We start from the raw sequence: 23518 nt of genomic DNA, 5'->3' as shown, positions 1-23518 counted from the left end.
TCATTTTCACCCGATTGCTGTCTTCGTTGATACTCTGGTGATGTCACCTCGCTTATCCTTTGTGTGACACCCTTCTTAAGGCCGGTTTTCCGGCCTTAAGTCATTCTAACGATTTGGAATTGTATTATGGCATCCGGCGAATTTGACGTAATCAATCGCTACTTTAACCGGTTCAGAACCGCCAGACAGGATGTTCAGTTAGGCATTGGTGATGATTGTGCCTTACTGACGGTTGGCGAAAAACAACTCCTCGCCGTCAGCACTGATACGCTGGTCGAAGGCATCCATTTCCTGAAAACCATTTCTCCGGCCGATCTTGGCTACAAAGCGCTGGCGGTGAATCTCAGTGATTTAGCGGCAATGGGCGCGGATCCTGCCTGGGTTTCTCTCGCGCTGACGCTGCCCGAGGTCAATGCTGACTGGCTACAGTCTTTCAGTGACAGCTTGTTCGAACAACTCAATTACTACGGTATGCAACTGATTGGCGGTGATACCACCCGCGGTCCGTTGAGCATGACGTTAACCATTCAGGGGCTGGTGCCGGTCGGTCGCGCATTGACGCGTTCTGGTGCCGGTGTGGGCGACTGGATTTTCGTGACAGGTACGCTGGGCGACAGTGCCGCGGGTCTGGCCGTTGTGCTCGAGCAGCTGAACATCACTGATGATAAAACGCGTGAGTTCCTGCTCAAACGCCATCTGCGGCCTTCGCCGCGCGTTCTGCAAGGCCAGGCGTTGCGTGATTTAGCGACGTCGGCGATCGATCTCTCCGACGGGCTGATTTCCGATTTGAAGCACATTCTGAAAGCCAGTGATTGCGGCGCGCGCCTGGATCTGGATGCCATTCCGTTCTCTGATGCCATGAAGTCACTCGGCGATCCGGAACAGGCACTGAAATGGGCACTGACCGGCGGCGAAGATTACGAACTGTGCTTCACCGTGCCGGAAATCAATCGCGGGGCGGTGGACGCGGCGCTGAGTCATCTTGGCGTTGATTTTACCTGCATCGGCCAGATTGCTCCCCTTTCCGAAGGCCTCAAACTGATGCGGGCCGGTTCACCGGTGCAACTGGAATGGCAGGGTTTCGACCATTTTGCATGAGCCGATGTTCTGACGGTGTGTAAGAAGTCAAAAAGGCGCTGCATGTTGATTCTACAGCGCCTTTTCTGTTTTTAACCTGAGAGGGTTTCGCCCGTTTTACTCAAATCCGACAGCCTGATGCGGCACATAAGCCATTTCAAGTTCGGCGATTTCTTCAATCGACAGTTTGATGTTCAGCGCAGCAATCGCATCGTCGAGATGGGCAGGGCGGGAAGCGCCGATGATAGGGGCGGTGATCACATGTTTGCTGAGGATCCACGCCAGCGCGATTTGCGCGCGCGGAACACCATGATCTTCCGCGATTTTACCCACACGCTCGGCTATTTTACCGTCGGCTTCATCCGTGGCATCGTACAGCGTGTTGGCAAAACTGTCAGACACCGAACGGGCGGTAGTTTCTCCCCATGGGCGCGTAAGCTTACCGCGCGCCAGCGGACTCCACGGCAGAACCGCGATGTTTTCTTCCAGACACAACGGGTACATTTCCTTCTCTTCTTCACGCTGGATCAGGTTGTACTGATCCTGCATCGAGACGAAGCGCGCCCAGCCATTTTGCTGTGAAACATCCAGCGCCTGCTTAAACTGATGGGCATGCATGGAAGAAGCGCCGATAAAACGCGCCTTACCGGCTTTCACCACGTCATTGAGTGCTTCGAGCGTTTCTTCAATTGGCGTGTTGTAATCCCAGCGGTGGATTTGTAGCAGATCGACATACTCCATGCCGAGGCGGCGCAGACTGTCGTCGATAGATTGCATAATCGACGCGCGGGACAATCCGCCTTCCAGGCCGGTAATCGGATAAAACACTTTGGTGGCGACGACGATCTGGTCGCGTTTCGCGAAGTCTTTCAGCGCACGCCCGACGATTTCTTCGCTGCTGCCATCGGAATAGCTATTGGCGGTATCAAAAAAGTTAATGCCTGCATCCAGCGCCTGTTTAATGATTGGCCGGCTGCTTTCTTCCGGTAAAGTCCAGGCATGTCTGCCGCGATCCGGTTCGCCATACGTCATACAACCCAGACACAGTTGCGATATTTTCAGACCGGTTTTTCCCAACGTGGTGTATTGCATTGCATCTCTCCGTAAAAGCCTGCGTGATAACCGGCAGGCGTTAAAAAATAATTAGCATGCTTAACTGTAGCTCACAGAATGGCGGGATTGGGGAAGACAGGAGGATGTGGGGAAAGAAACCCCTCTTTCAGGCGAAAGAGGGGAAATGATCAGGCCAGCCAGTCGGTGATTTGACGGTCAATACCTTCGGCATCAAGCCCGACATCATGACGGATTTCGTCTTGTGTGCCCTGTGGCACAAAGTGGTCCGCCAGACCGATATTCAATACCGGCACTAACATGCGTTTTGCCATCAGCAGCTCATTCACACCGCTGCCTGCGCCACCCATGATGGCGTTTTCTTCCAGCGTCACCAGCACTTCATGGCTTGCCGCCAGTTCGAGAATCAGTACTTCGTCGAGCGGTTTAACAAAGCGCATATCCACGACGGTGGCATTACGTTTCTCAGCCGCTTCCAGCGCATCCGGCAGCAACGTACCAAAGTTCAGGATCGCCACTTTTTCACCTTCGCGACGCACAACACCTTTGCCCAACGGCAGGGATGCCAGCGGTTCGCAGGTTGCACCAGTGCCGCTGCCGCGCGGATAACGCACGGCCACCGGGCCGCTGTTGTGATGATAGCCGGTATGCAACATCTGGCGGCATTCGTTTTCATCGCTTGGCGTCATGATGATCATATTCGGAATGCAGCGCAGGAATGACAGGTCAAATGCACCCTGATGGGTCTGGCCGTCGGCACCGACGATACCGCCGCGATCGATAGCAAACAGCACCGGAAGATTTTGGATCGCCACATCGTGGATCACCTGATCGTACGCCCGTTGCAGGAAAGTCGAGTAGATCGCGACGATCGGTTTGTAGCCGCCAATCGCAAGCCCGGCGGCAAACGTCACGGCATGCTGTTCGGCGATGGCAACGTCGAAATACTGCTGCGGATACTCGCGGGAGAAGCGCACCATGCCGGAGCCTTCGCGCATCGCAGGCGTCACGGCCATCAGTTTGCTGTCTTTGGCGGCAGTCTCACACAGCCAGTCGCCAAAGATTTTCGAATACGTTGGCAGGCCTTCTTTGCCTTTAGGCAAAATGCCGGAAGCCGGATCGAATTTTGGCACCGCGTGCCAGCCGATCGGATCTTTCTCGGCCGGCGCGTAGCCTTTGCCTTTTTTCGTCATGATGTGCAGCAACTGCGGACCTTTCAGATCGCGCATGTTTTTCAGCGTTTGCACCAGCGCCACCACGTCGTGACCGTCCACCGGTCCGATATAGTTAAAGCCCAGCTCTTCAAACAGCGTGCCCGGCACCATCATACCTTTCAGATGTTCTTCGGTACGGCGCACCAGTTCTTTGATCGGCGGGATGCCGGAAAGGACTTTCTTGCCGCCTTCGCGCAGATGGGAATACAACTTACCCGACAACAATTGCGCGAGATGATTATTCAGCGCGCCGACGTTTTCTGAAATCGACATTTCATTGTCGTTAAGGATCACCAGCATATCGGGCTTAATATCACCGGCGTGGTTCATGGCTTCGAATGCCATACCGGCGGTGATTGCGCCGTCACCAATCACGCAGACGGTGCGACGGTTTTTACCTTCGCGTTCGGCGGCAACGGCCATGCCCAAACCGGCGCTGATGGAGGTCGAGGAATGTCCGACGGAAAGCGTGTCGTATTCGCTTTCACCGCGCCACGGGAACGGGTGCAGACCGCCTTTCTGACGGATGGTGGAAATCCGGTCACGGCGTCCGGTAAGAATTTTGTGAGGATAGGCCTGATGGCCTACATCCCAGACGACGTGGTCAAACGGCGTGTTGTAGACATAATGCATGGCGACGGTCAGTTCAACCGTTCCCAGACCGGACGCGAAGTGCCCGCTGGACTGGCTGACGCTGGCCAGTAAATACTGGCGCAGTTCGTCGCAGAGCCTGGGCAGGCTCTCTTTAGGAAGTGAACGGAGATCTTCAGGATTCTCCGCCAGCGCCAGTGTCGGGTATTTGGCTAATTCAAGACTCATCAGTTGCTCATAGTAAGTATTAATTATCGCGCTCAATAACGAAGCTGGCTAACGCGAGAAGTGGCGCTGTGTTGTAAGAAAGCGCAGCGAGCTGGTCCAGTGCGGAAACGGCTTCCTGATACAGGTCCATGGCCTTGGCCTTTGCGCCGTCGAGCCCCAGCAGGGCAGGGTAAGTGCTTTTACCGAGTTGTTGATCTGCACCCTGGCGCTTACCCAGCGTGGCGGTATCTCCGATGACATCAAGGATGTCGTCCTGAACCTGAAACGCCAGGCCAATCGCCTGTGCATAGGTATCCAGTATAGGCAATACGGCGCGTCCGGTGTCACCGGCGGCCAGAGCACCCATGCGCACCGCAGCGCGGATCAGCGCACCGGTTTTATGACGGTGTATTTTTTCCAGAGCGTCGAGGCTTATCTGTTGGCCTTCTGCGGCCAGATCCAGTGCTTGTCCGCCACACATGCCGCTGGCACCGCTGGCGCCTGCGAGCTCGGATACCATCGACAAACGATCTTTGACCGCCACGTCCGCCATTTCCCCGTCGGTTAAGACAGAGAACGCCAGCGTTTGCAGGGCATCGCCTGCCAGAATGGCATTCGCTTCGCCAAACTTGATGTGGCAGGTTGGCTGGCCGCGACGCAGATCGTCGTCATCCATTGCGGGCAGATCGTCATGGATCAGCGAATAGGCGTGGATGCATTCGACCGCAGCAGCGGGCGCATCAAGATTTTTCAAATCCAGCCCGAATAGCTGACCGGTGGCATACACCAGATAAGGTCGCATCCGTTTGCCGCCGAGCAGTGCACCGTAGCGCATGGCTTCAACCAGCGGTAAATCAGCCAGCGGCAGGGCGTCAATGTAAGCGGTCAGTACGCCATCCACGCGTTGTTGCATCGCGCGAAGTTCACGTGAAAACTCGCCAGCCGGAGAAAGAGAAATCGCTTCAGACATAAACCGTTACTCTGCTTCCGGTGTGAAAGGTGTCAGCGGTGCATCTTCATCGCTGTCGAGCAGAATTTGTACACGCTGTTCGGCCTGTTGCAGCTTTTGCTGTCCCTGACGCGCCAGCTGGACGCCTTGCTCGAATTCATTCAGCGCCTCTTCTAAAGGCAATTCGCCTGATTCGAGGCGTGAAACGATCTGTTCCAGGTCGGCCAGAGCAGTTTCGAAATTGGCGGGTGGTGCAGATTTTTTCGGCATAATTCTCTTTCAATATCGTTGATCAGAATCGATGACCAGAGTGCTGAGACGGCAGGGTCGGCTCTCAGCTCCGGGAGACATTCCCGTTAAGCATGGCACTGCTGTTTGGTTTTGCGCGCAGAATATCCATTAAAAGTGATATACTCTGCGCCGCTGAGTTTATTGCTAAGCCCAATGTGGCACAAAACTTATGTTTCACAAACAAGCATAAGGCTTAGCAATAATAGGATCCTAGATCCTTATTCAGCGACTTACTACCCCGTTTTTTAACCTGCTAACAAAAGACTGCCATGAAGTTTATCATTAAATTGTTCCCTGAAATCACCATCAAGAGCCAATCTGTGCGTTTGCGCTTCATTAAGATCCTCTCAAGCAGCATTCGCAACATTGTGCGACCGCATGATGAGACACTGGCAGTCGTTCGCCACTGGGATCATATCGAAGTTCGCAGCAAAGACGAAAGTAAACACGATCTTATCCAGGAATTGCTTTGCCGCATTCCGGGCATCCGCTATGTCGAAGAAGTGGAAGACCGCCCTTACACAGACGTTCACAATATTTTCGAACAGGCACTCGAAGCCTATCGTTCTGAAGTCGAAGGCAAAACTTTCTGCGTACGTGTTAAACGTCGCGGCAAGCATGATTTCAGCTCCGGCGACGTAGAACGTTACGTGGGCGGCGGCCTGAACCAACACATTGAGTCTGCGCGTGTCAACCTGACCTCGCCGGAAGTGACGGTGAAACTGGAAATCAACGACGATAAACTGGTGCTGGTGAAGAACCGTCTCGAAGGTCAGGGCGGTTATCCTATCGGTACGCAGGAAGACGTGATGTCACTCATTTCTGGCGGTTTCGACTCCGGCGTATCCAGTTATATGCTGATGCGTCGTGGCTGTCGTGTGCATTATTGCTTCTTTAACCTTGGCGGCGCGGCGCATGAAATCGGCGTGAAACAGGTGGCTCATTACCTGTGGAATCGTTTTGGCAGCTCGCACCGCGTGCGTTTTATCGCTATTGATTTTGAGCCGGTGGTCGGTGAGATCCTCGAAAAAATCGAAGACGGCCAGATGGGCGTCGTGCTGAAACGAATGATGGTGCGTGCAGCGTCTTCTATCGCGGAGCGTTATGGCGTTCAGGCGCTGGTGACCGGTGAAGCACTGGGACAGGTTTCCAGCCAGACGCTGACCAACCTGCGTTTGATCGACAACGTTTCTGATACCCTGATCCTGCGTCCGCTGATTTCGCACGATAAAGAACACATCATCAAGATTGCCCGTGAAATTGGTACTGAAGATTTCGCCAAAACCATGCCGGAATATTGCGGTGTGATTTCGAAAAGCCCGACGGTGAAAGCGGTGAAAGCCAAAATCGAAGCGGAAGAGGCGATGTTCAATTTTGCCATCCTCGATAAAGTGGTCAGTGAAGCGCGTAACTGTGACATCCGTGAAATTGCTGAGCAGGCTGCTCAGGAAGTGCCGGAAGTGGAAACCGTCGCTGAGTTTGTTTCCACGGATATCGTGCTGGACGTTCGCGCACCGGATGAAGTGGATGCGGATCCGCTGGCGCTGGAAAATGTCGAAGTGAAGGCGCTGGCGTTCTATAAACTGGCGACGCAGTTTGGCGATTTGGATCAGAGCAAAACCTATTTGCTGTATTGCGATCGCGGCGTGATGAGCCGTTTACAGGCGCTGTATCTGAAAGAACAGGGCTTTAATAATGTGAAAGTGTATCGTCCCTAGTTCAGCATTCCCGATGTAAAAAAGGGGTTCAGCATGGCTGAGCCCCTTTTTGTTTGCCGCTATCCGATCAGGATTCCCGGGCGCCTTCGTCGGTGTAATTATACATTCCCGGTGACAGCACCAGCTGCGCGGCGATTTCAGCTGCTTTGGTTTTCCCCAGCAGCAGATCGATAATCTTCAGGGCGAATTCCATCGATGTGCCTGGCCCCTGGCTGGTCAGCAGATTGACACGTGGATCGAAAATCACCCGGCGATCTGACCATTTTATCGGATCAATTTTATCCCGCAGACCGGGGAAACCGGTCATGTTGCCGACCGGGAACAGATCGTGATATTCCAGAACCAGCGCGGGCGCCGCGCAGATCGCTGCCACAATGTTTCCGCTGATGTGCATCTGACGAACTTTCTCCACCAGCAGCGGGCTTTCGCTGAAACAGGTCGCACCACCGAGGCCACCCGGCAGAACGATCGCGTCAAAATCGTCGTCTGCGACGTCTACCAGCGCAACGTCGGCCAAAATTCTTACCCCGCGCGAGCAGCGAATTTCCAGACTGCCGTCGCCCGCCACGCTGGCGGTCGTCACGTTAATTCCCGCACGAACCAGCAAATCAATGGTGGTTACCGCTTCAATCTCTTCGCTACCAGGTGCCAGGCAGACCAGAACTGATGCGCTCATAGTCGTTTTCCTTTCTTTTAATGTGTTCAAATATCCGGGTGTTTACAGGCAGGCTCAGCCCATGTTTGCGACCACGGCGCAGCACGTAACCGGTAATGTAATCAATTTCGGTGTGACGCTGATGCTGTATATCCTGCAACATCGAAGAGTGATTGGCCGCCGTGGTGTCGATCACCTGATAAACAAAACTCAGTAACGACTCACTGTGGATCTCATAACCTTCGATCGCCATGACCTGCGCCACTTCCTGACAGATTTGCTCGATCTGTTGAGGATAACCGATCAAATCGCCGTTGGTGCATTCATGCAGCGCCGTCAGCGGATTGATCACGCAGTTGACTGCCAGCTTATTCCACAGTGATGGCCTGATATTATCGTGCCAGGCGACGTCCGGCAGGGCGTCATGTAACGTATCTGCCAGTGAACTCAGCGCTGCACCGCGCGGCGTCACCGGGCCGATGTGTGTCGTTCCCGCAGCAACGTGCATAATCGCATTGCCTTCGTGTCGGGCAGCGTGCGTGGTGGCGCCCTGTAAAATAGCAAAACGATTGGCGGGCAATTCATCCACTGTCCCCATGCCGTTATGCAACAACAGCAGGGTACAATTATCATTGAGCATCGGCATCAGCGCACTGACCGCGCCGGAAACCTGCCAGGCTTTCAGCGTTACCAGCAGCAGTTCGCTTTGTGCCAGATGCTGCGGATCGTTGGTTGGCATGTTGCGGTTAAACGCCGTGCCATCAGGAGAAATGACGTTTACTGCGCAGAAAGGTTGAGGAATGCGGATCCACCCCTGAACGTCGTGACCTTGCTGATAAAGCGCTGATAGCCAAAGTTGTCCCAGTGCACCGCAACCTAATACTGTTATTTTCATTGTGCCTCCTGGGTGATGCGGCGAAATACGCCGTGGTAATCGGTTGTTGAAAGAATATTCTGCTGTCCGGTTATCTTATTAGTATAGACATTCGTGCTGTAGATCACATTTTCACCTGCACTTTTTGACCATCGGGGCATTTTATGTTCGGTGCTGTGCTGTCGTTTGGCATCGACGGTTGAAGGCGGTATTATGCACGCCATATAACGTGCAATACAAAAAACTACAGGGAGAAGCGATTATGCCGTCTTTTGACATTGTTTCCGAAATCGACATGCAGGAAGTGCGCAACGCCGTGGAAAATGCCAGCCGTGAGCTGCAAACCCGCTGGGATTTCCGCAACATTCCTGCCAGCTTTGATCTCAATGAAAAAAACGAGAGCATCAAAGTCGCCAGCGAATCAGATTTTCAGGTAAACCAGCTGGTCGATATTCTGCGTGAGAAGTTAGCCAAACGTGGCATTGAAGGCGGGGCGCTGGAAATTCCTGAGCAAATGGAGCACAGCGGTAAAACGTACAGCGTTGAAGCGAAACTGCATTCCGGAATTGAATCCGCCCTGGCGAAGAAACTCGTCAAACTGATTAAAGACAGCAAGATTAAAGTGCAGGCGCAGGTTCAGGGTGATGAAGTGCGTGTCACCGGTAAAGCGCGTGATGACTTGCAGGCCGTCATGGCGCTGGTGCGTAACGGTGATCTCGGACAACCGTTCCAGTTTAAAAACTTCAGAGATTAATGGCCTTTTTGTAGGGGCAAATGAAAAGGGACGCTTGAGTTAAGCGTCCCTTTTTTATGATCCGTTACTTGCGATCGCGCAGTCTTTTCACCAGTTCGAAATCTTTGAAGTAAATCGGTTTGTCATATTGCATCGACAAGTTTCCGGCTATCCCGGTCAGGATCGACATCGCGCCAGCACGGTGATCGGCAGCGCGCTTTAGCGGATCCTCTCTGCGTTCGCCGAACAGATCTTCCAGCATGGCATTATCGCCGCCGCCATGGCCGCCTTCTCCCAGCTGGAATTGTGCCTTCCACGGCTCAGCAAATAGCGGATAAACAGTGATTTCGGCCTTCTCGATACTGCCTTCGTTTTCGCGTTTACCGCCCGCATTGACATAGGACATCTCAACGATTTTCATTTCGATGCGCCCCTGAGTGCCGTTAAACACCACGTTCAACCCTTCCCATGGCAGATACGCGTTCAGCGCATACGTGAGCTGGACTTTGTTCTGATATTTCACCAGCACCGACAATGTATCTTCAATGTTGATACCGTCACTGAACACGCTCTGATCGCGGAAATAGTGATCTTCATGTTCAGCATCCAGATACAGCGCTTTGAGCTGGGCGTTGTTTTCCATGTGCAGCGCAAAGGGATCGTTCTGTGCCTGCGGATAGCCGTGAGCGCGGGGATAAAATTCTGTCACGCCGCGCTTCTCGGCGTTCTCTTTGCCGTAAAAACGCAAGTCACCCTGGGCATAGACTTTCTCCGGCGTACTGTTGAGCCAGAAATTCATCAGATCAAAGTGATGCGTAGATTTGTGCACCAGCAGGCCCCCGGAATTGCGTTTGTCACGGTGCCAGCGGCGGAAGTAATCAGCGCCGTGTTCGGTGTTGAGCAGCCATTCGAAATGCACAGACAGCACGTCGCCGATGGTGTCCTGCATCAGCAGTTCGCGGATTTTGCTGTGATGCGGCGCGTAGCGGTAGTTAAAGGCCACCCGCACCTGATAACCGGTGGCATCGACGGCATCGAGAATGCGCAGCGCACGATTTTCATCAATGGTCATCGGCTTTTCGGTGATCACATCACAACCGGCATGCAGGGCGCGGACAATATAATCATCATGGGTGCGATCCATACTGGTGACAATCACGATGTCGGGTTTGGTTTCCGTGAGCATGTCGCCAAAATCCGCGGCTTTCCAGGTCGGAACCGGCGCGATGTCATTCTGCACCAGTTGCTGATTGGCATAGTCCATGCGGGTCTGATTGGTGTCAAAGAAGGCCACAAACTTTGCGTTGTGGCGGTATTTACCGGTGATCGCTTCAATGTATAAACCCGAGCGTCCGCCGGTGCCAACTAAAGCATAGGTTTTCATGAGATCCTCAAAAGGCCCGAAAGCCGTCATCACTGACAAAATTTTGTTAAGGAATTCTTGAGGATAATGATTGAGGAAAATTTTTAAGTGAGGAAAGTCACAAGGGGGGAGGAAAATGAAACGCTGTGCCATTTTTTAGCACAGCGTTTGATCTCAGGCGGCGCTGACCAGTTGTTCGAGCGCTTTACGGTTGGTCTGTTTGGTATCGACTTTCACGTAGGCGCTGAATTCTTCCGGGACCACAACGGCCTCGGCCACGCCTGGCTGGGCCAGAATGCGCGCCTGCAGGGCGGAGTCTTTTACGGCCAGCTCAGAAAGCGTGATACGCAGGCTGCTGACATACGGCGGCTCGGTCATGGTTGCGCTGACCAGCAGCCAGACCACGGCAATAGCCGCACACAGCAGAAAGACCGCGTCGGCACCGGCGTTACCATAAACATATCCGCCTAAACTCCCGCCAATCGCCACGCCGATAAACTGGCTGGTGGAATACAGCCCCATCGCCGTACCTTTGTACCCGGCCGGAGATTCTTTACTGATAAGCGAGGGCAGAATGGCTTCCATGACATTAAACGCCAGGAAGAACAGCTGGATACCCGCGATGACGACCCATAAATGCAGGCCCGCCGACCACAGTACCAGCTCAGCCAGTAACAATACGGCCACACAGCCCATAAAGACTTGCTTCATATGGCGCTTTTTCTCGGCATAAATAATCACCGGGATCACCGCAACAAACGACGTCAGCATGGTGACCAGATACACACGCCAATGTTCAGCCGGCGGGAAACCAGCGTGCTCCATCACTTGCGGTAATACCACGAAGCTCGACATCAGCAGGATGTGCAAACACAAAATGCCGAAATTCAGTTTCAGCAGTTTCGGGTTGTTGAGCACTTTGCTGAAGCTGCCTTTCACCATACTCGATTCCCGGTTCAGAATATGGGTGGCAGGGGAGGGGACTACGGCGACAGTGATGAGGATGGCGACCAGCGTCAGACCGGCGATCGCCCAGAATAACGCGTGTAAGCCCCAGGCGTGAGTGATGACAGGCCCGAGAACCATGGCAATCGCAAAGGTCACACCGAAGCTGATGCCGATAAACGCCATCGCTTTGGTGCGGTTCTGCTCGCGGGTCAGATCTGACAATAACGCCATCACGGCGGCGGCGATGGCGCCGGAACCTTGCAGGGCACGACCGATGATCACGCCCCAGATAGAATCGGTGGAAGCAGCCACGATGCTGCCGATACAGAAGATGATCAAACCAAAGACGATCAGTGGTTTACGGCCAACGCGGTCAGACATCAACCCAAACGGGATCTGGAATACGGCTTGTGCCAGACCATAAATACCGATTGCGATGCCGATCAGCGTTTCGCTGGCACCGGATAACGCCATACCGTAGGTGGTCAGGACGGGTAACACCATGAACATGCCAAGCATGCGTAAAGAAAAAACTGTCCCTAGTCCCCATGTTGCCCGACTTTCCTGCGGGGTCATCTGGTTATCGTTCACATTACTACCTCAAAATAACAATCGTGCATTGTAGTGCTTTTGGCGAGTTAGGGTAAAACGATGGATCTTTAGCAGATATTACGGGTTTGCTTTCCGTCAGAATAAAAGAAAAGGCCAGTATCGCTACTGGCCTTTCAGTGTGCTGATTATCGGAATGAATGACAGCGCGTCAGGCTAACAGCTCATGTTACCAAACGTAGGTTAACATCGACGTCGGTGTTGAACTGAAATCCACAGACATCATGAAACTCAGCGACATGATGGTGATGATAGAGAAGCCAAACAGCTTTCTCGCCCAGACCACATCGTTCTCCGCTTTGTAACCTTTTAATGCCATGCCCAGCCACCAGACGCTCACCGCACCGGCGACGATCAGGTATTTATACCCTGCGTAGCCGCTCAGGGTCAGCATCAGCGTGGCAATCATAAACGCCAGAATGTAGACGGTAATATGATGCTTGGCGACGGAAATGCCTTTCACAACCGGCAGAACCGGGATGCCTGCAGCCTGATAATCTTTAAAGCGGAAGATGGCAATCGCGTACGAGTGCGGCATCTGCCACAGGCTGAAAATCAGAAGCAGGATCAACGCACCGGTATCGAACTGGCCGGAAACGGCACAGTAACCAATGACCGGTGGCGCCGCGCCAGACAAGCTGCCAATCAACGTGCCGTAGACCGAATTGCGTTTCATGTACAGGCTGTAAACGCCGACATAAATCACAAAGCCCATCACCGCCAGCCACATGGCCAGCGGGTTGGCACCGATATACAACAACGCAAAGCCCACAATACCCAGAATAGTGGCGTAAACCAGGGTTGTTTTCGGCGGAATAAGTCCTTTTACCAGGGCCCTGTTCTTCGTTCTTTCCATGATCCGGTCGATGTCGCGGTCGATGAAGTTGTTAAATACACAACCCGATGCGACGACCAGCGAAACGCCCACCAAAGTGGCGAGAAAGAGTGGGAAGTCGATGTTGCCTTTGGCAGCAAGGAGAAATCCCCCGATGACAGAAATTAAGTTGCCGAAAATAATTCCTGGTTTCGTTACTTGCAGGTATTGCTTAATCATCACGTGCAGCTCGGCTCTTTAACTGACCATCATATTGAGGTTGAGGTTATACATAATCCACAATGAGCCCACAACGACGATAAAGATAATCACAGCGGTGAACAGAAATGCCACCAGATTCCAGCGCGCTTCCGATGCAGTGCTTAAGTGCAGGAAGAACACCAGATGGACAACGATCTGGATGACCGCGGATGCAACCACGGTGCCAATGATCAGTGAATGCGAAGCAGTATCGCTCATGACCATAGCAAACGGGATAACCGTCAGGATCACTGACAGGATGAAGCCAATCAGGTATGACTTCACGCTGCCGTGGCTTGCGCCGCCGTGGGAAGTGGCAGAATGACTCATGCTAATACCCCCATCAGATAAACAACGGTGAATACACAGATCCAGACAACGTCCAGGAAGTGCCAGAACAGGCTCAGACACATCAGACGGGTTTGGTTAACGGCGTTCAGACCACGACGGCTCACCTGTACCATCATCACGATGATCCAGATAAGACCGCAGGTTACGTGGATCCCGTGGGTGGCGACCAGCGCAAAGAAGGCTGACAGGAAACCACTGCGATCCGGGCCATAACCTTCTTTGATCAGGTGATGGAATTCGTAAACTTCCATGCAGATGAAGCCAAGACCGAACAGGAAGGTCAGGAACAACCAACCATTGACCGCTTTGACGCTGCCCTTGTTCATGCCCAACATCGCCATGCCGTAAGTAATACTACTGAACAGCAGGAAGAAGGTTTCTACCAGAACGAACGGCAGTTCAAAAATATCTTTACCAGTCGGTCCACCCGCAGTCCCGTGCACCAGTACCGCGTAAGTTGCGAACAAGCTCGCAAACAGTACGCAGTCACTCATCAGGTAGATCCAGAAGCCAAAGACTTTGGTCTCGCCCGCGTCGTGGTGCCCATGCTCTGCATGGGCTGCGTCGTGGTTAGTCAGGGTATCAGTTGCCATGTTTCACACCTGCTTTACGGATTTGTTCATGATGTAGATTCTCAATACGTTCGACTTCTTCAGCTGATACGTAGTAATCAACATCTTCGTCGAAGCTTTTCACAATCCAGGAAACCACCAGAGCCAGGAAGCTTAATGCTGCCAGCCACCAGATATCCCAGATTAATGCGAAACCGCAAACCAGACTCAACATAGCGATGATGAAGCCTGCGCCGCTGTTACGTGGCATATGAATTTGTTCATATTTTGCAGGTTGCTTGTACGCGTTGCCTTTCTCTTTCATGTCCCAGAACTCATCGCGGTCGTGAATTTGCGGCACGATAGCGAAGTTATAGAACGGAGGAGGAGAAGAGGTTGACCATTCCAGAGTACGTGCATCCCACGGGTCACCGGTCAGATCACGGTTCTGGTCGCGGTCGCGAACGGAAACGAAGATCATGATCAGCTGGCACAGGATACCGATAGCAATCAGCGCCGCACCGCATGCCGCAATAACCAGCAGCGTGTGGAACTCAGGATCGATATTCTGGCTGACGCGACGGGTCATACCCATGAAGCCCAGAACGTACAGCGGCATGAATGCAACGAAGAAACCGATGATCCAGAACCAGAATGAACGCACGCCCCATTTCTCATTCAGCGTGAAGCCGAAGGATTTAGGGAACCAGTAAGTCAGACCTGCGAAGCAACCGAAGACCACACCACCGATGATAACGTTGTGGAAGTGAGCAATCAGGAACAGGCTGTTGTGCAACACGAAGTCAGCACCCGGAACCGCCAACAGAACGCCGGTCATACCGCCCACAGAGAAGGTGACGATAAAGCCAACGGTCCACAGCATCGCCGCATTCAGCGTGATACGACCCTGGTACATGGTGAACAGCCAGTTGAAGATTTTCACCCCGGTAGGGATGGAAATGATCATCGTCATGATGCCGAAGAAGGCATTGACGTTAGCGCCTGAACCCATGGTGAAGAAGTGGTGCAACCAAACGACGAACGACAACACGGTGATGGCGATGGTTGCCCATACCAGTGAGGTGTAACCGAACAGACGTTTTTTGGAGAATGTTGCCGTGACTTCAGAGAACACACCAAATACTGGCAGAACCAAAATGTACACTTCCGGATGGCCCCAGGCCCAAATCAGGTTGATGTACATCATCATGTTGCCGCCCATATCATTCGTGAAGAAATGGGTGCCCAGATAACGGTCCAGCGTCAGCAGTGCAACAGTCACGGTCAGAATCGGGAAAGACACGATAATCAACACGTTGGTGCACAGTGCGGCCCAGGTAAATACCGGCATTTTCATCAGCGGCATACCCGGTGCGCGCATCTTCAGGATGGTCGCAAAGAAGTTAACACCGGTCAGCAAGGTACCAATACCGGATATCTGTAGACTCCATATCCAATAATCGACCCCCACTCCCGGACTGTATTCCTTACCAGACAACGGCGGATAGGCCAACCAACCGGTCTGTGCGAACTCACCGACACCCAGAGAGATGTTGATCAATACCACAGCGGCAGCGGTGAACCAGAAGCTGACGTTGTTCAGGAACGGGAACGCAACGTCGCGCGCACCGATCTGTAAAGGAACGACTACGTTCATCAAACCGATAACGAAAGGCATCGCCATGAAGAAAATCATGATCACGCCGTGCGCGGTAAAGATTTGGTCGTAGTGGTGAGGAGGCAGGAAGCCAGGTTCTCCCGCAGACGCGAGCACCTGCTGGCTACGCATCATGATGGCATCGGCAAAGCCACGCAACAGCATGACGAAGGCCAGAATGATATACATGATACCTAATTTTTTGTGGTCGACGGAGGTGATCCACTCGGTCCACAGGTACTTCCACTTGCCGAAATAGGTCAGCGCGGCAACGACTGCCAGACCGCCCAAAATGATTGCGGCAACGGTGACCATGATAATCGGTTCATGATACGGAACCGAATCAAGCGTTAATTTTCCGAACATCGTTTATTCCTCGGCTCCGGCTGCGTGAGACTGTCCACCCATATCCATGCCTTTCATGTCACTGCCGGCTGGCATTGGCATGGTATGACCTTCTGGCGCTGCCTTCATGTCATGCATGGAGTATTTGCCAATGATTTCTTTGAACAGACCCGGTTTTGCTACAGAGAAGTATTCGACCGGGTTGTCGATGCTCTGTGCTGCCAGTTTGTTGAAGTCATCAGTGGTTGCCAGTTGGTTCGGTGCACTTTTCACTTTCGCTACCCAGGTGTCGAAATCGCCACGGGTTGGGGTCGCAATTGTGTTGAACTTCATGCCAGAGAAACCACGGCCACTGAAGTTTGACGAGATGCCTTTGTAGGTACCGGCTTCATTTGCAATCAAATGCAACTGAGTCTGCATACCGGCCATCGCGTAAATCTGTCCGCCTAACTGAGGAATAAAGAACGAGTTCATGACAGAGTCTGAAGTGACTTTGAATTGAACAGGCACGTCTTTCGGGATAACCAGTTCGTTAACAGTGGCGATGCCCTGTTCCGGATAAATGAACAACCATTTCCAGTCCAGAGAAACGACTTCTACCGTCATCGGTTTTTGGTCAGATACGATTGGCTTGAACGGATCAAGCGCATGGGTGGTCTTCCAGGTAATCGTTGCCAGAATGGCAATGATAATAATTGGAACAGTCCAGACGACGGCTTCAATTTTGTTGGAGTGTGACCAGTTAGGACTGTAGGTTGCTTTTGTATTGGAAGCACGGTACTTCCAGGCAAACGCAAACGCCATGATAATAACTGGAATAACAACGATCAGCATTAAACCGATCGCCGTCAAAATCAGCGTTCTCTGTTCAAGTCCAATTGCTCCCTTGGGATCCATCAATGCCGTATTGCAACCGCTTAACATTAACGCGGAGGCAAATAAGGACAACATCCCAATACTTTTATTGTATTTCTTAAGTCTCATCTAACGACCTCAATAACTAGGGCTCTATTGTCGCTTCAGGTGTGCGGGCATTTTACGGGAAGGTTGCAGGACTGTAAACACGCTTAAACAAGTGTCAAAGCGCTGTTGACACTTTATGTTAACGCAGTCACACATGTCACGGATCGTGACAATTCACAGTGGGCAACAATATGTTGCGTATAGATTTTTTTCTATAGTGATGAAAAACAAGGGGTGACGGAATTTGTAAATATTATTCTCACTGATTATCCGGCCGTAAGGTTTAATTAATGTTAAATTAATGTAGATTTCAGGTGAAATAAAAAGCATGAAATGCGTGACGGAAAAAATAGAACTGAGAATATTATTTTTTTTGGCGGTAAATTGTTGAGCAATATTTATAGATGGATTGTTAAATCAAATCCGCCATTCATTTTGAAAATGAATGGCGGGAAAATCATGCCCGGTCAGTGCGGCGCAGGGAGAGGAAATCGAGCAGGCTACCAAGAACAATCCCCACCAGACAGATCAGCGCGCCGGTTTCCAGAAGCCGTATCGTCAGCGATGGCCACGATGCCCAGCCCAGGCTGTTGATTATCAGCGTTATCAGCCAAAAACCCAACATCGAACTGCCAACAATCATGCAACGCAACGCCCAGCGATACGGCGTGCCAAAATGGATCCGCGGCAGGAAACTGTCGGTTTTCTGCGTGTATTCCAGCGTGTTGCGGCAGACTGCCAGCAGCAGCAAGCCGGGTACGGCAGCCACGATAGAGAACAGGTAAAACCACGGCCAGCCGTAGGCTTCAACAAACCAGCCGGCAATCGGACCGACATAAACACGGCCCACGGCAGAAAGAGCGGAAAGTAGCGCAAACTGCGTGGCGGAGAAGGAGCGGTTGCACAACGTCATCAGTAACGCGACGAATGCCGCAGTGCCCATGCCGCCGCACAGATTTTCGAAGAAAATCGCCGCGCCCATTGAATACAGATGCTTATCGGTGACAGCGAGGATCCAGTAACCCGCATTCGAGACGGCCTGTAAAATCCCAAAAAGCATCAGCGCGCGGAACAGGCTCAGACGCTGCATCAGCATTCCGCCTAACAGGGCACCGATGATTGTCGCCAGAAGCCCCAGCGACTTGTTAATAAGCCCGACCTCTCCGGCGTTAAATCCCACGCCGCGGATCAAAAATGTGGTACTCAGGCTGCCTGCAAACGCATCGCCCATTTTGTACATCACGATCAGCAGTAAAATAAGCCAGGCATTGTTACGGCCAAAAAAGTCTTTTAACGGCGCCACCACGGCCATTTCCATGGTGCGCGGTGCGGGCTGTGAATTTTCAGGCTCCGGCGCCATCAGCGTAGCCAATACGCCGCACAGCATCAGGGCGGCCATCAACCAGTACATGTGCTGCCAGCCGAGATAACGATCGGCCAGCCATAATGCCAGCCCGCCGGACACCAGCATCGCCAGCCTGTAGCCCAGCACCGACACCGCCGCACCGTTTCCGCGCTCTTGCGCAGGCAATAAATCCGTCTTATAGGCATCGAAGACGATGTCCTGGGATGCCGAGGCAAAAGCAATCAAAACCGCCAGGGCCGCCAGCCAGAAGAGATCTTTTGAAGGATCCATAAAGCCCATCGCAAAAATGGCCACCACCAGCAGCAGTTGCGTCAGTACCAGCCAGCCGCGCCGACGCCCGAGAAAAGAGGGCGTGTAGCGATCCATCATCGGCGACCACAGGAATTTGAACACGTACGCCTGACCGACCAGCGAAAAAACACCGATTGTTTTCAGGTCGACATTCTCGACCGTCATCCACGCCTGCAAGGTGCCAGAGGTCAGCGCCAGCGGCAAACCGGAGGCAAAGCCCAGCAGAAGTAAAATGAGGGTATTTCGCTGTGTGAAAATCTTAAAGTACTGACTGATCATGAAAAGTATGTTCCTGCGGACCGGTGAAAGAGTGGCGCATGGGCATAATAAAGGAAGGGATGATTATCGGGGAGAAAATTCACTGACTTTATAAAGCATTCTGCCCGGACTCGCCGGGCAGAATGGATTGCACAGAGATCAACCGAAGCTTAGCGTGCGTTAGCTTTGATGAAATCGCTGATGCTGGTGTCTGACGCCATGTCGCTGATGACATCGCCCAGCGTGGTATTCACCGCGTTGGTGATCTTCGCGTTGGTGGCTGACAGTGCTCCCTGAACATTGTACGTCGAGCGGTAGTTCTTCACCTGCTTGCTGCCGTTTTTCGCGGTAGCAATGATGGAGATGTCTGCTTTCGTGGTGATGTTGTAACGCAGGTTGCCTTCCTGCACGTCTGCATACAGGTTGTTCACCACGATTTGCAGATCGACTGCGCCATCAGCACCGATCATGTAACCACGGGCAGTCATTTGTTTTTCCAGAGATTCCTGCAACAGGAAACGCAGATCGCGGGAAGGTGTCAGGGAAATCAGCTGGCCGTCACGGTTCACTTTCGCCAGTGCCTGATCCTGACGCTGGTCAGCGCCGTTGATGCTGATGGTGATGCCCTGAAGCGTTGGATCCTGCGAAGGCAGAACAATTTTCGGCGACACGTCCAGCGTGTTGGTGCTGGTGGCGCAACCTGCCAGCATCAGCATCGCCAGAACGGGAAAAATGATTTTCTTTAACATGTGTGTTTTCTCAATATTTATAAGGGAATAGTGCTCAAAAATATGCCGACATCATAACATTGCCATTTGCGGGTGGAAGTCCCAACAATCTGGAAAAGCGATTTTTTAGCGTTTTTTTTCATCAGGAAAGCGGATTACGAACTTCATGCGTGGCGAAGCCGCGATTTCTTTGACAGACTGAGCGCCGTTTTTATCAATCATTCTTATAAATTTTTTAATGTGATTAACGTGGACGTCGGAAAACAGCCTATTCTTTAAGGGTAGGGAATGAAAGTGAAGGAATGTTACTGAAGGGAACCCGACGGGCGCAGTTCTCTGCTGATGCGGTGTAAGGAGATAGCGATGATTCGTGAGCAAATAGAAGCAAAATTGGCTGAGGCATTCGAGCCCTCGTTTCTGGAAGTGACTGACGAAAGCTATCGTCATAATGTACCGGCAGGCTCAGAAAGCCATTTTAAAGTCGTTATGGTGTCCGATAAATTCCTGGGAGAGCGTTTTCTGGCGCGGCACCGGGCTATTTACGGTCACTTAACCGAAGAACTCGCAGGCAGCGTCCATGCGCTGGCATTACACACCTACACCCGTAAAGAATGGGAAGGGTTACAGGACACGGTACCGGCATCGCCGCCGTGTCGTGGTGCCGGAACAATGGCCTGATCGTCGCGATCTGATTCACAAAAGGCATAAATATCGTCGTTTGACGCAGTATCACTGGAACTTTCCTTGTCAGATGCGGTATTAGTAGATGCGAATTTCATGAAACGGCCCGCGGGCCGTTTTTGTTTTTCTTACGACCGGCAGACGATAAGGGCAGTTTTCGCCTCTGCATCGACCGCATTTTTCGAAGGATCGAGTTCCCGTGTGAGTTTCCCTCCCGTGCAACAGACACCGTCCTCGACTCAATGCGTCTGCGTCGCTATAATGTCGCGTCTAATTTTTCCGGAATGGTTTCGGACGCTCTCGAATACAGGGCTACGTTCTGATACAGAACTGTCCCGGTTCTTAGAAGTCGTTTTCAAGGTAAGTTTGCGCTCATCTTGAGAACGACTTCTGGAGTTGACCGAGCACTGTGATTTTTTTTTGAGGTAACAAGATGCAAGTTTCTGTTGAAACCACTCAAGGCCTTGGGCGCCGCGTAACGATTACTGTTCCTGCTGAAAGCATTGAAAAAGCAGTGAGCAGTGAACTGATCAACGTCTCTAAAAAAGTACGTATTGACGGCTTCCGTAAAGGCAAAGTACCAAGCCACATCATCGAACAGCGTTATGGCGCGTCAGTACGTCAGGACGTACTGGGTGATCTGATGCAACGCAACTTTGTTGATGCAATCATCAAAGAAAAAATCAATCCAGCTGGCGCACCTAACTACATCCCGGGTGAGTACAAGCAGGGTGAAGACTTCAACTTCTCCGTAGAATTCGAAGTGTACCCGGAAGTTGAGCTGAAAGATCTGGAAAACATCGAAGTTGAAAAACCTGTTGTTGAAGTTAACGACGCTGATGTTGATACCATGCTGGAAACTCTGCGTAAGCAACAAGCTGACTGGAAAGAAACGGATGCAGCAGTCACCGCAGAAGACCGCGTTACTGTAGATTTCTCCGGTTCTATCGACGGCGAAGATTTCGAAGGCGGCAAAGCCTCTGATTTCGTACTGGCTATGGGCCAGGGCCGCATGATCCCAGGCTTCGAAGAAGGTCTGGTTGGTCATAAAGCCGGTGAAGAATTCACGATTGACGTGAACTTCCCGGAAGATTACCACGCTGAAAATCTGAAAGGTAAAGCGGCTAAGTTCTTTATTACCCTGAAGAAAGTTGAAGAGCGTGAGCTGCCAGAACTGACCCCAGAATTCATCAAACGTTTCGGCGTGGCTGATGGTTCTGTTGACGGTCTGCGTGCTGAAGTGCGTAAAAATATGGAACGTGAGCTGAAAGGTGCTGTTCGTAACCGCATCAAAACTCAGGCAATCGACGGTCTGGTCAGCGCTAACGAAATCGACGTGCCAGCGGCACTGATCGACGGCGAAGTTGACGTTCTGCGTCGCCAGGCTGCACAGCGTTTTGGTGGCAACGAAAAACAAGCGCTGGAATTGCCACGCGAGTTGTTCGAAGAGCAAGCCAAACGTCGCGTTGTTGTCGGTCTGCTGCTGGGCGAAGTGATCAGCCAGCACGAACTGAAAGCTGACGAAGATCGCGTTAAAGCGCTGATCGAAGAAATGGCTTCTGCGTACGAAGATCCACAGGAAGTTGTTGAGTTCTACAGCAAAAACAAAGAGCTGATGAACAACATGCGTAACGTCGCGCTGGAAGAACAAGCGGTCGAAACTCTGTTGTCTAAAGCGAAAGTGACTGAAAAAGCCACTACCTTTACCGAGCTGATGAACCAGACTCAACCTGCATAATTTTATTGCACGTTGCTGAATCTGTCCGCAGATTCACCTCCTGAAGCCCGCAGTTTTCACTGCGGGCTTTTTATTTGCCAAAAATCAGGTATTTTTGTTTTGACTGTTGTTTTTGCACTATATTTAGCTCTATAAGGCACAACCTACGTAGAAACGTTCGATAGTCATCAGCAACAGTGATGTGAACGGTGCAATTTGGGGGAGAAAGAAAAGAATTATCACGGCAGGCTTGAAAAAGGGGCCTAAATCCCCCAATTGATAAACACGAACTTAGGTAAATTTGTAGTCAGAATCTGACTGATAACGACCGTCAGGCGTGTAAATGGCGACTTGGCCGCTTGAGCATAGTCATGTGTGTCTATCTCAAGTAGAATCGGTTTTAAATAGCGCCAAACAGAATCTATTAGGAGACGGTTATGTCATACAGTGGTGAAAGAGAGCAATTTGCACCAAACATGGCGTTGGTACCCATGGTGGTTGAGCAAACTTCACGGGGCGAGCGTTCATACGACATCTTCTCCCGTCTGCTTAAGGAACGCATCATCTTCCTGACCGGCCAGGTCGAAGACCATATGGCTAACCTGATTGTTGCCCAGATGCTGTTTCTGGAAGCAGAAAGCCCGGAAAAAGACATCTACCTTTACATCAACTCGCCGGGTGGCGTGATCACTGCCGGGATGTCGATTTATGACACCATGCAGTTCATCAAGCCGGACGTCAGCACAATTTGTATGGGTCAGGCTTGTTCAATGGGTGCGTTCCTGTTGACTGCGGGTGCGGAAGGTAAGCGTTTCTGCCTGCCAAACTCACGCGTGATGATCCACCAGCCACTGGGCGGTTTCCAGGGGCAGGCGACGGATATCGAGATCCATGCGAAAGAAATCCTGAAAGTGAAATCCCGTATGAATGAGCTGATGGCGAAACATACCGGCAAGACACTGGAAGAAATTGAGCGCGATACAGAGCGTGACCGTTTCCTGTCTGCTGATGAGGCTGTACAGTACGGTTTAGTGGATTCCGTATTTACCCATCGCGCCTGACGGCTCAATTGTGCCGGGCTGATGGTCTATAGTTATACTCATACGGAGGTTATCCGGGCGGATATTTTCCCGTGAAGGAAAAAGAGTACATCACTGATGACACTTTTCCGCCCGATGTGAGTCATAACATGAATGAACAGACATCAGCCATCATGCGGCTGTTGTGTAATATGG

The 23518-nt window shown here is 51.9% G+C and carries 21 protein-coding genes; 6 read left to right on the top strand and 15 right to left on the bottom strand.

Annotated elements, in window-relative coordinates; translation table 11 throughout:
• Nucleotides 1-126 precede the first annotated feature (126 nt).
• Nucleotides 127-1098 carry a thiamine-phosphate kinase gene (gene thiL, locus J1779_RS24540; protein WP_122096015.1) on the top strand — a complete coding sequence of 324 codons (972 nt, stop codon included), beginning with the start codon at nt 127-129 and terminating at the stop codon, nt 1096-1098.
• A gap of 96 nt (nt 1099-1194) precedes the next feature.
• Here thiL and J1779_RS24535 read toward each other — a convergent pair whose 3' ends face one another.
• The 4 genes from J1779_RS24535 to xseB form a co-directional block, all read right to left on the bottom strand.
• Nucleotides 1195-2169, bottom strand: coding sequence for an aldo/keto reductase (locus tag J1779_RS24535; protein ID WP_122096014.1), 975 nt, complete (start codon nt 2167-2169; stop codon nt 1195-1197).
• Nucleotides 2170-2318: 149 nt separating this feature from the next.
• Nucleotides 2319-4181, bottom strand: a complete 1863-nt coding sequence (dxs, locus tag J1779_RS24530) for a 1-deoxy-D-xylulose-5-phosphate synthase (protein ID WP_217204997.1) — start codon at nt 4179-4181, stop codon at nt 2319-2321.
• Between the two features lie 19 nt (nt 4182-4200).
• Nucleotides 4201-5130 (bottom strand): (2E,6E)-farnesyl diphosphate synthase, encoded by a 930-nt coding sequence (gene ispA / locus J1779_RS24525; protein WP_056771026.1) that lies wholly within the window; start codon nt 5128-5130, stop codon nt 4201-4203.
• A gap of 6 nt (nt 5131-5136) precedes the next feature.
• Nucleotides 5137-5379 carry an exodeoxyribonuclease VII small subunit gene (gene xseB, locus J1779_RS24520; protein ID WP_056771029.1) on the bottom strand — a complete coding sequence of 81 codons (243 nt, stop codon included), beginning with the start codon at nt 5377-5379 and terminating at the stop codon, nt 5137-5139.
• Nucleotides 5380-5669: 290 nt separating this feature from the next.
• Here xseB and thiI point away from each other — a divergent pair, with 290 nt between their 5' ends.
• Nucleotides 5670-7118: a tRNA uracil 4-sulfurtransferase ThiI gene (thiI, locus tag J1779_RS24515; RefSeq protein WP_056771033.1), complete on the top strand. Its 1449-nt coding sequence runs from the start codon at nt 5670-5672 to the stop codon at nt 7116-7118.
• A 67-nt stretch (nt 7119-7185) separates the two neighbouring features.
• Here the strand turns inward: thiI and yajL are convergent, their stop codons facing one another.
• Both yajL and panE read right to left on the bottom strand, forming a co-directional pair.
• Nucleotides 7186-7794, bottom strand: coding sequence for a protein deglycase YajL (gene yajL / locus J1779_RS24510; RefSeq protein ID WP_122096012.1), 609 nt, complete (start codon nt 7792-7794; stop codon nt 7186-7188).
• Nucleotides 7757-8668, bottom strand: coding sequence for a 2-dehydropantoate 2-reductase (panE, locus tag J1779_RS24505; RefSeq protein WP_056771038.1), 912 nt, complete (start codon nt 8666-8668; stop codon nt 7757-7759). The genes yajL and panE overlap by 38 nt, the downstream gene beginning before the upstream one ends.
• Nucleotides 8669-8909: 241 nt before the next feature.
• On the opposite strand from panE, the gene J1779_RS24500 reads away from it, so the two are divergent.
• On the top strand, nt 8910-9401 hold the full coding sequence (locus tag J1779_RS24500; protein ID WP_056771041.1) for a YajQ family cyclic di-GMP-binding protein: 492 nt from the start codon (nt 8910-8912) through the stop codon (nt 9399-9401).
• Nucleotides 9402-9465: 64 nt separating this feature from the next.
• On the opposite strand, the gene J1779_RS24495 is transcribed toward J1779_RS24500, so the two are convergent.
• The 9 genes from J1779_RS24495 to J1779_RS24455 form a co-directional block, all read right to left on the bottom strand.
• Entirely contained in the window at nt 9466-10764 is a 1299-nt protein-coding gene (locus J1779_RS24495) for a Gfo/Idh/MocA family protein (protein ID WP_217204996.1), read from the bottom strand.
• A gap of 153 nt (nt 10765-10917) precedes the next feature.
• Nucleotides 10918-12282: an MFS transporter gene (locus J1779_RS24490; RefSeq protein WP_162997858.1), complete on the bottom strand. Its 1365-nt coding sequence runs from the start codon at nt 12280-12282 to the stop codon at nt 10918-10920.
• A gap of 187 nt (nt 12283-12469) precedes the next feature.
• The gene (cyoE, locus tag J1779_RS24485; protein WP_056771048.1) at nt 12470-13354 is read right to left on the bottom strand and encodes a heme o synthase; all 885 of its coding nucleotides are present in this window, start codon (nt 13352-13354) and stop codon (nt 12470-12472) included.
• Nucleotides 13355-13372: 18 nt separating this feature from the next.
• On the bottom strand, nt 13373-13705 hold the full coding sequence (locus J1779_RS24480) for a cytochrome o ubiquinol oxidase subunit IV (RefSeq protein ID WP_056771051.1): 333 nt from the start codon (nt 13703-13705) through the stop codon (nt 13373-13375).
• Entirely contained in the window at nt 13702-14319 is a 618-nt protein-coding gene (locus tag J1779_RS24475; protein WP_056771054.1) for a cytochrome o ubiquinol oxidase subunit III, read from the bottom strand. The genes J1779_RS24480 and J1779_RS24475 overlap by 4 nt, the downstream gene beginning before the upstream one ends.
• Nucleotides 14309-16300, bottom strand: a complete 1992-nt coding sequence (gene cyoB / locus J1779_RS24470; RefSeq protein WP_056771058.1) for a cytochrome o ubiquinol oxidase subunit I — start codon at nt 16298-16300, stop codon at nt 14309-14311. The genes J1779_RS24475 and cyoB overlap by 11 nt, the downstream gene beginning before the upstream one ends.
• A 3-nt stretch (nt 16301-16303) precedes the next feature.
• On the bottom strand, nt 16304-17263 hold the full coding sequence (gene cyoA, locus J1779_RS24465; protein ID WP_056771061.1) for a cytochrome o ubiquinol oxidase subunit II: 960 nt from the start codon (nt 17261-17263) through the stop codon (nt 16304-16306).
• 436 nt (nt 17264-17699) lie between these two features.
• Complete coding sequence (ampG, locus tag J1779_RS24460; protein ID WP_217204995.1) at nt 17700-19178, bottom strand: muropeptide MFS transporter AmpG; 1479 nt, start codon at nt 19176-19178, stop codon at nt 17700-17702.
• Nucleotides 19179-19327: 149 nt separating this feature from the next.
• On the bottom strand, nt 19328-19906 hold the full coding sequence (locus J1779_RS24455) for a lipoprotein (RefSeq protein WP_056771066.1): 579 nt from the start codon (nt 19904-19906) through the stop codon (nt 19328-19330).
• A gap of 342 nt (nt 19907-20248) precedes the next feature.
• On the opposite strand from J1779_RS24455, the gene bolA reads away from it, so the two are divergent.
• From bolA to clpP, 3 genes are all read left to right on the top strand, one after another.
• Nucleotides 20249-20563, top strand: a complete 315-nt coding sequence (gene bolA, locus J1779_RS24450; RefSeq protein ID WP_056771073.1) for a transcriptional regulator BolA — start codon at nt 20249-20251, stop codon at nt 20561-20563.
• Between the two features lie 436 nt (nt 20564-20999).
• On the top strand, nt 21000-22304 hold the full coding sequence (tig, locus tag J1779_RS24445; protein WP_217204994.1) for a trigger factor: 1305 nt from the start codon (nt 21000-21002) through the stop codon (nt 22302-22304).
• Between the two features lie 416 nt (nt 22305-22720).
• Nucleotides 22721-23344 carry an ATP-dependent Clp endopeptidase proteolytic subunit ClpP gene (clpP, locus tag J1779_RS24440; RefSeq protein WP_056771081.1) on the top strand — a complete coding sequence of 208 codons (624 nt, stop codon included), beginning with the start codon at nt 22721-22723 and terminating at the stop codon, nt 23342-23344.
• Nucleotides 23345-23518: the final 174 nt, after the last annotated feature.

Origin of the sequence: Rahnella rivi (assembly GCF_019049655.1) — a bacterium.
GTDB classification, from domain to species: Bacteria; Pseudomonadota; Gammaproteobacteria; order Enterobacterales; family Enterobacteriaceae; genus Rahnella; species Rahnella rivi.
Note: the sequence above shows the minus strand (reverse complement) of the source record. Positions and strands in the feature narration are given on the sequence as shown.

Coding starts and splice junctions, on each gene's coding strand:
- thiL (WP_122096015.1), top strand. CDS start 127: ATGGCATCCGGCGAATTTGACGTAATCAATCGCTACTTTAACCGGTTC.
- J1779_RS24535 (WP_122096014.1), bottom strand. CDS start 2,169: ATGCAATACACCACGTTGGGAAAAACCGGTCTGAAAATATCGCAACTG.
- dxs (WP_217204997.1), bottom strand. CDS start 4,181: ATGAGTCTTGAATTAGCCAAATACCCGACACTGGCGCTGGCGGAGAAT.
- ispA (WP_056771026.1), bottom strand. CDS start 5,130: ATGTCTGAAGCGATTTCTCTTTCTCCGGCTGGCGAGTTTTCACGTGAA.
- xseB (WP_056771029.1), bottom strand. CDS start 5,379: ATGCCGAAAAAATCTGCACCACCCGCCAATTTCGAAACTGCTCTGGCC.
- thiI (WP_056771033.1), top strand. CDS start 5,670: ATGAAGTTTATCATTAAATTGTTCCCTGAAATCACCATCAAGAGCCAA.
- yajL (WP_122096012.1), bottom strand. CDS start 7,794: ATGAGCGCATCAGTTCTGGTCTGCCTGGCACCTGGTAGCGAAGAGATT.
- panE (WP_056771038.1), bottom strand. CDS start 8,668: ATGAAAATAACAGTATTAGGTTGCGGTGCACTGGGACAACTTTGGCTA.
- J1779_RS24500 (WP_056771041.1), top strand. CDS start 8,910: ATGCCGTCTTTTGACATTGTTTCCGAAATCGACATGCAGGAAGTGCGC.
- J1779_RS24495 (WP_217204996.1), bottom strand. CDS start 10,764: ATGAAAACCTATGCTTTAGTTGGCACCGGCGGACGCTCGGGTTTATAC.
- cyoE (WP_056771048.1), bottom strand. CDS start 13,354: ATGATTAAGCAATACCTGCAAGTAACGAAACCAGGAATTATTTTCGGC.
- J1779_RS24480 (WP_056771051.1), bottom strand. CDS start 13,705: ATGAGTCATTCTGCCACTTCCCACGGCGGCGCAAGCCACGGCAGCGTG.
- J1779_RS24475 (WP_056771054.1), bottom strand. CDS start 14,319: ATGGCAACTGATACCCTGACTAACCACGACGCAGCCCATGCAGAGCAT.
- cyoB (WP_056771058.1), bottom strand. CDS start 16,300: ATGTTCGGAAAATTAACGCTTGATTCGGTTCCGTATCATGAACCGATT.
- cyoA (WP_056771061.1), bottom strand. CDS start 17,263: ATGAGACTTAAGAAATACAATAAAAGTATTGGGATGTTGTCCTTATTT.
- ampG (WP_217204995.1), bottom strand. CDS start 19,178: ATGATCAGTCAGTACTTTAAGATTTTCACACAGCGAAATACCCTCATT.
- J1779_RS24455 (WP_056771066.1), bottom strand. CDS start 19,906: ATGTTAAAGAAAATCATTTTTCCCGTTCTGGCGATGCTGATGCTGGCA.
- bolA (WP_056771073.1), top strand. CDS start 20,249: ATGATTCGTGAGCAAATAGAAGCAAAATTGGCTGAGGCATTCGAGCCC.
- tig (WP_217204994.1), top strand. CDS start 21,000: ATGCAAGTTTCTGTTGAAACCACTCAAGGCCTTGGGCGCCGCGTAACG.
- clpP (WP_056771081.1), top strand. CDS start 22,721: ATGTCATACAGTGGTGAAAGAGAGCAATTTGCACCAAACATGGCGTTG.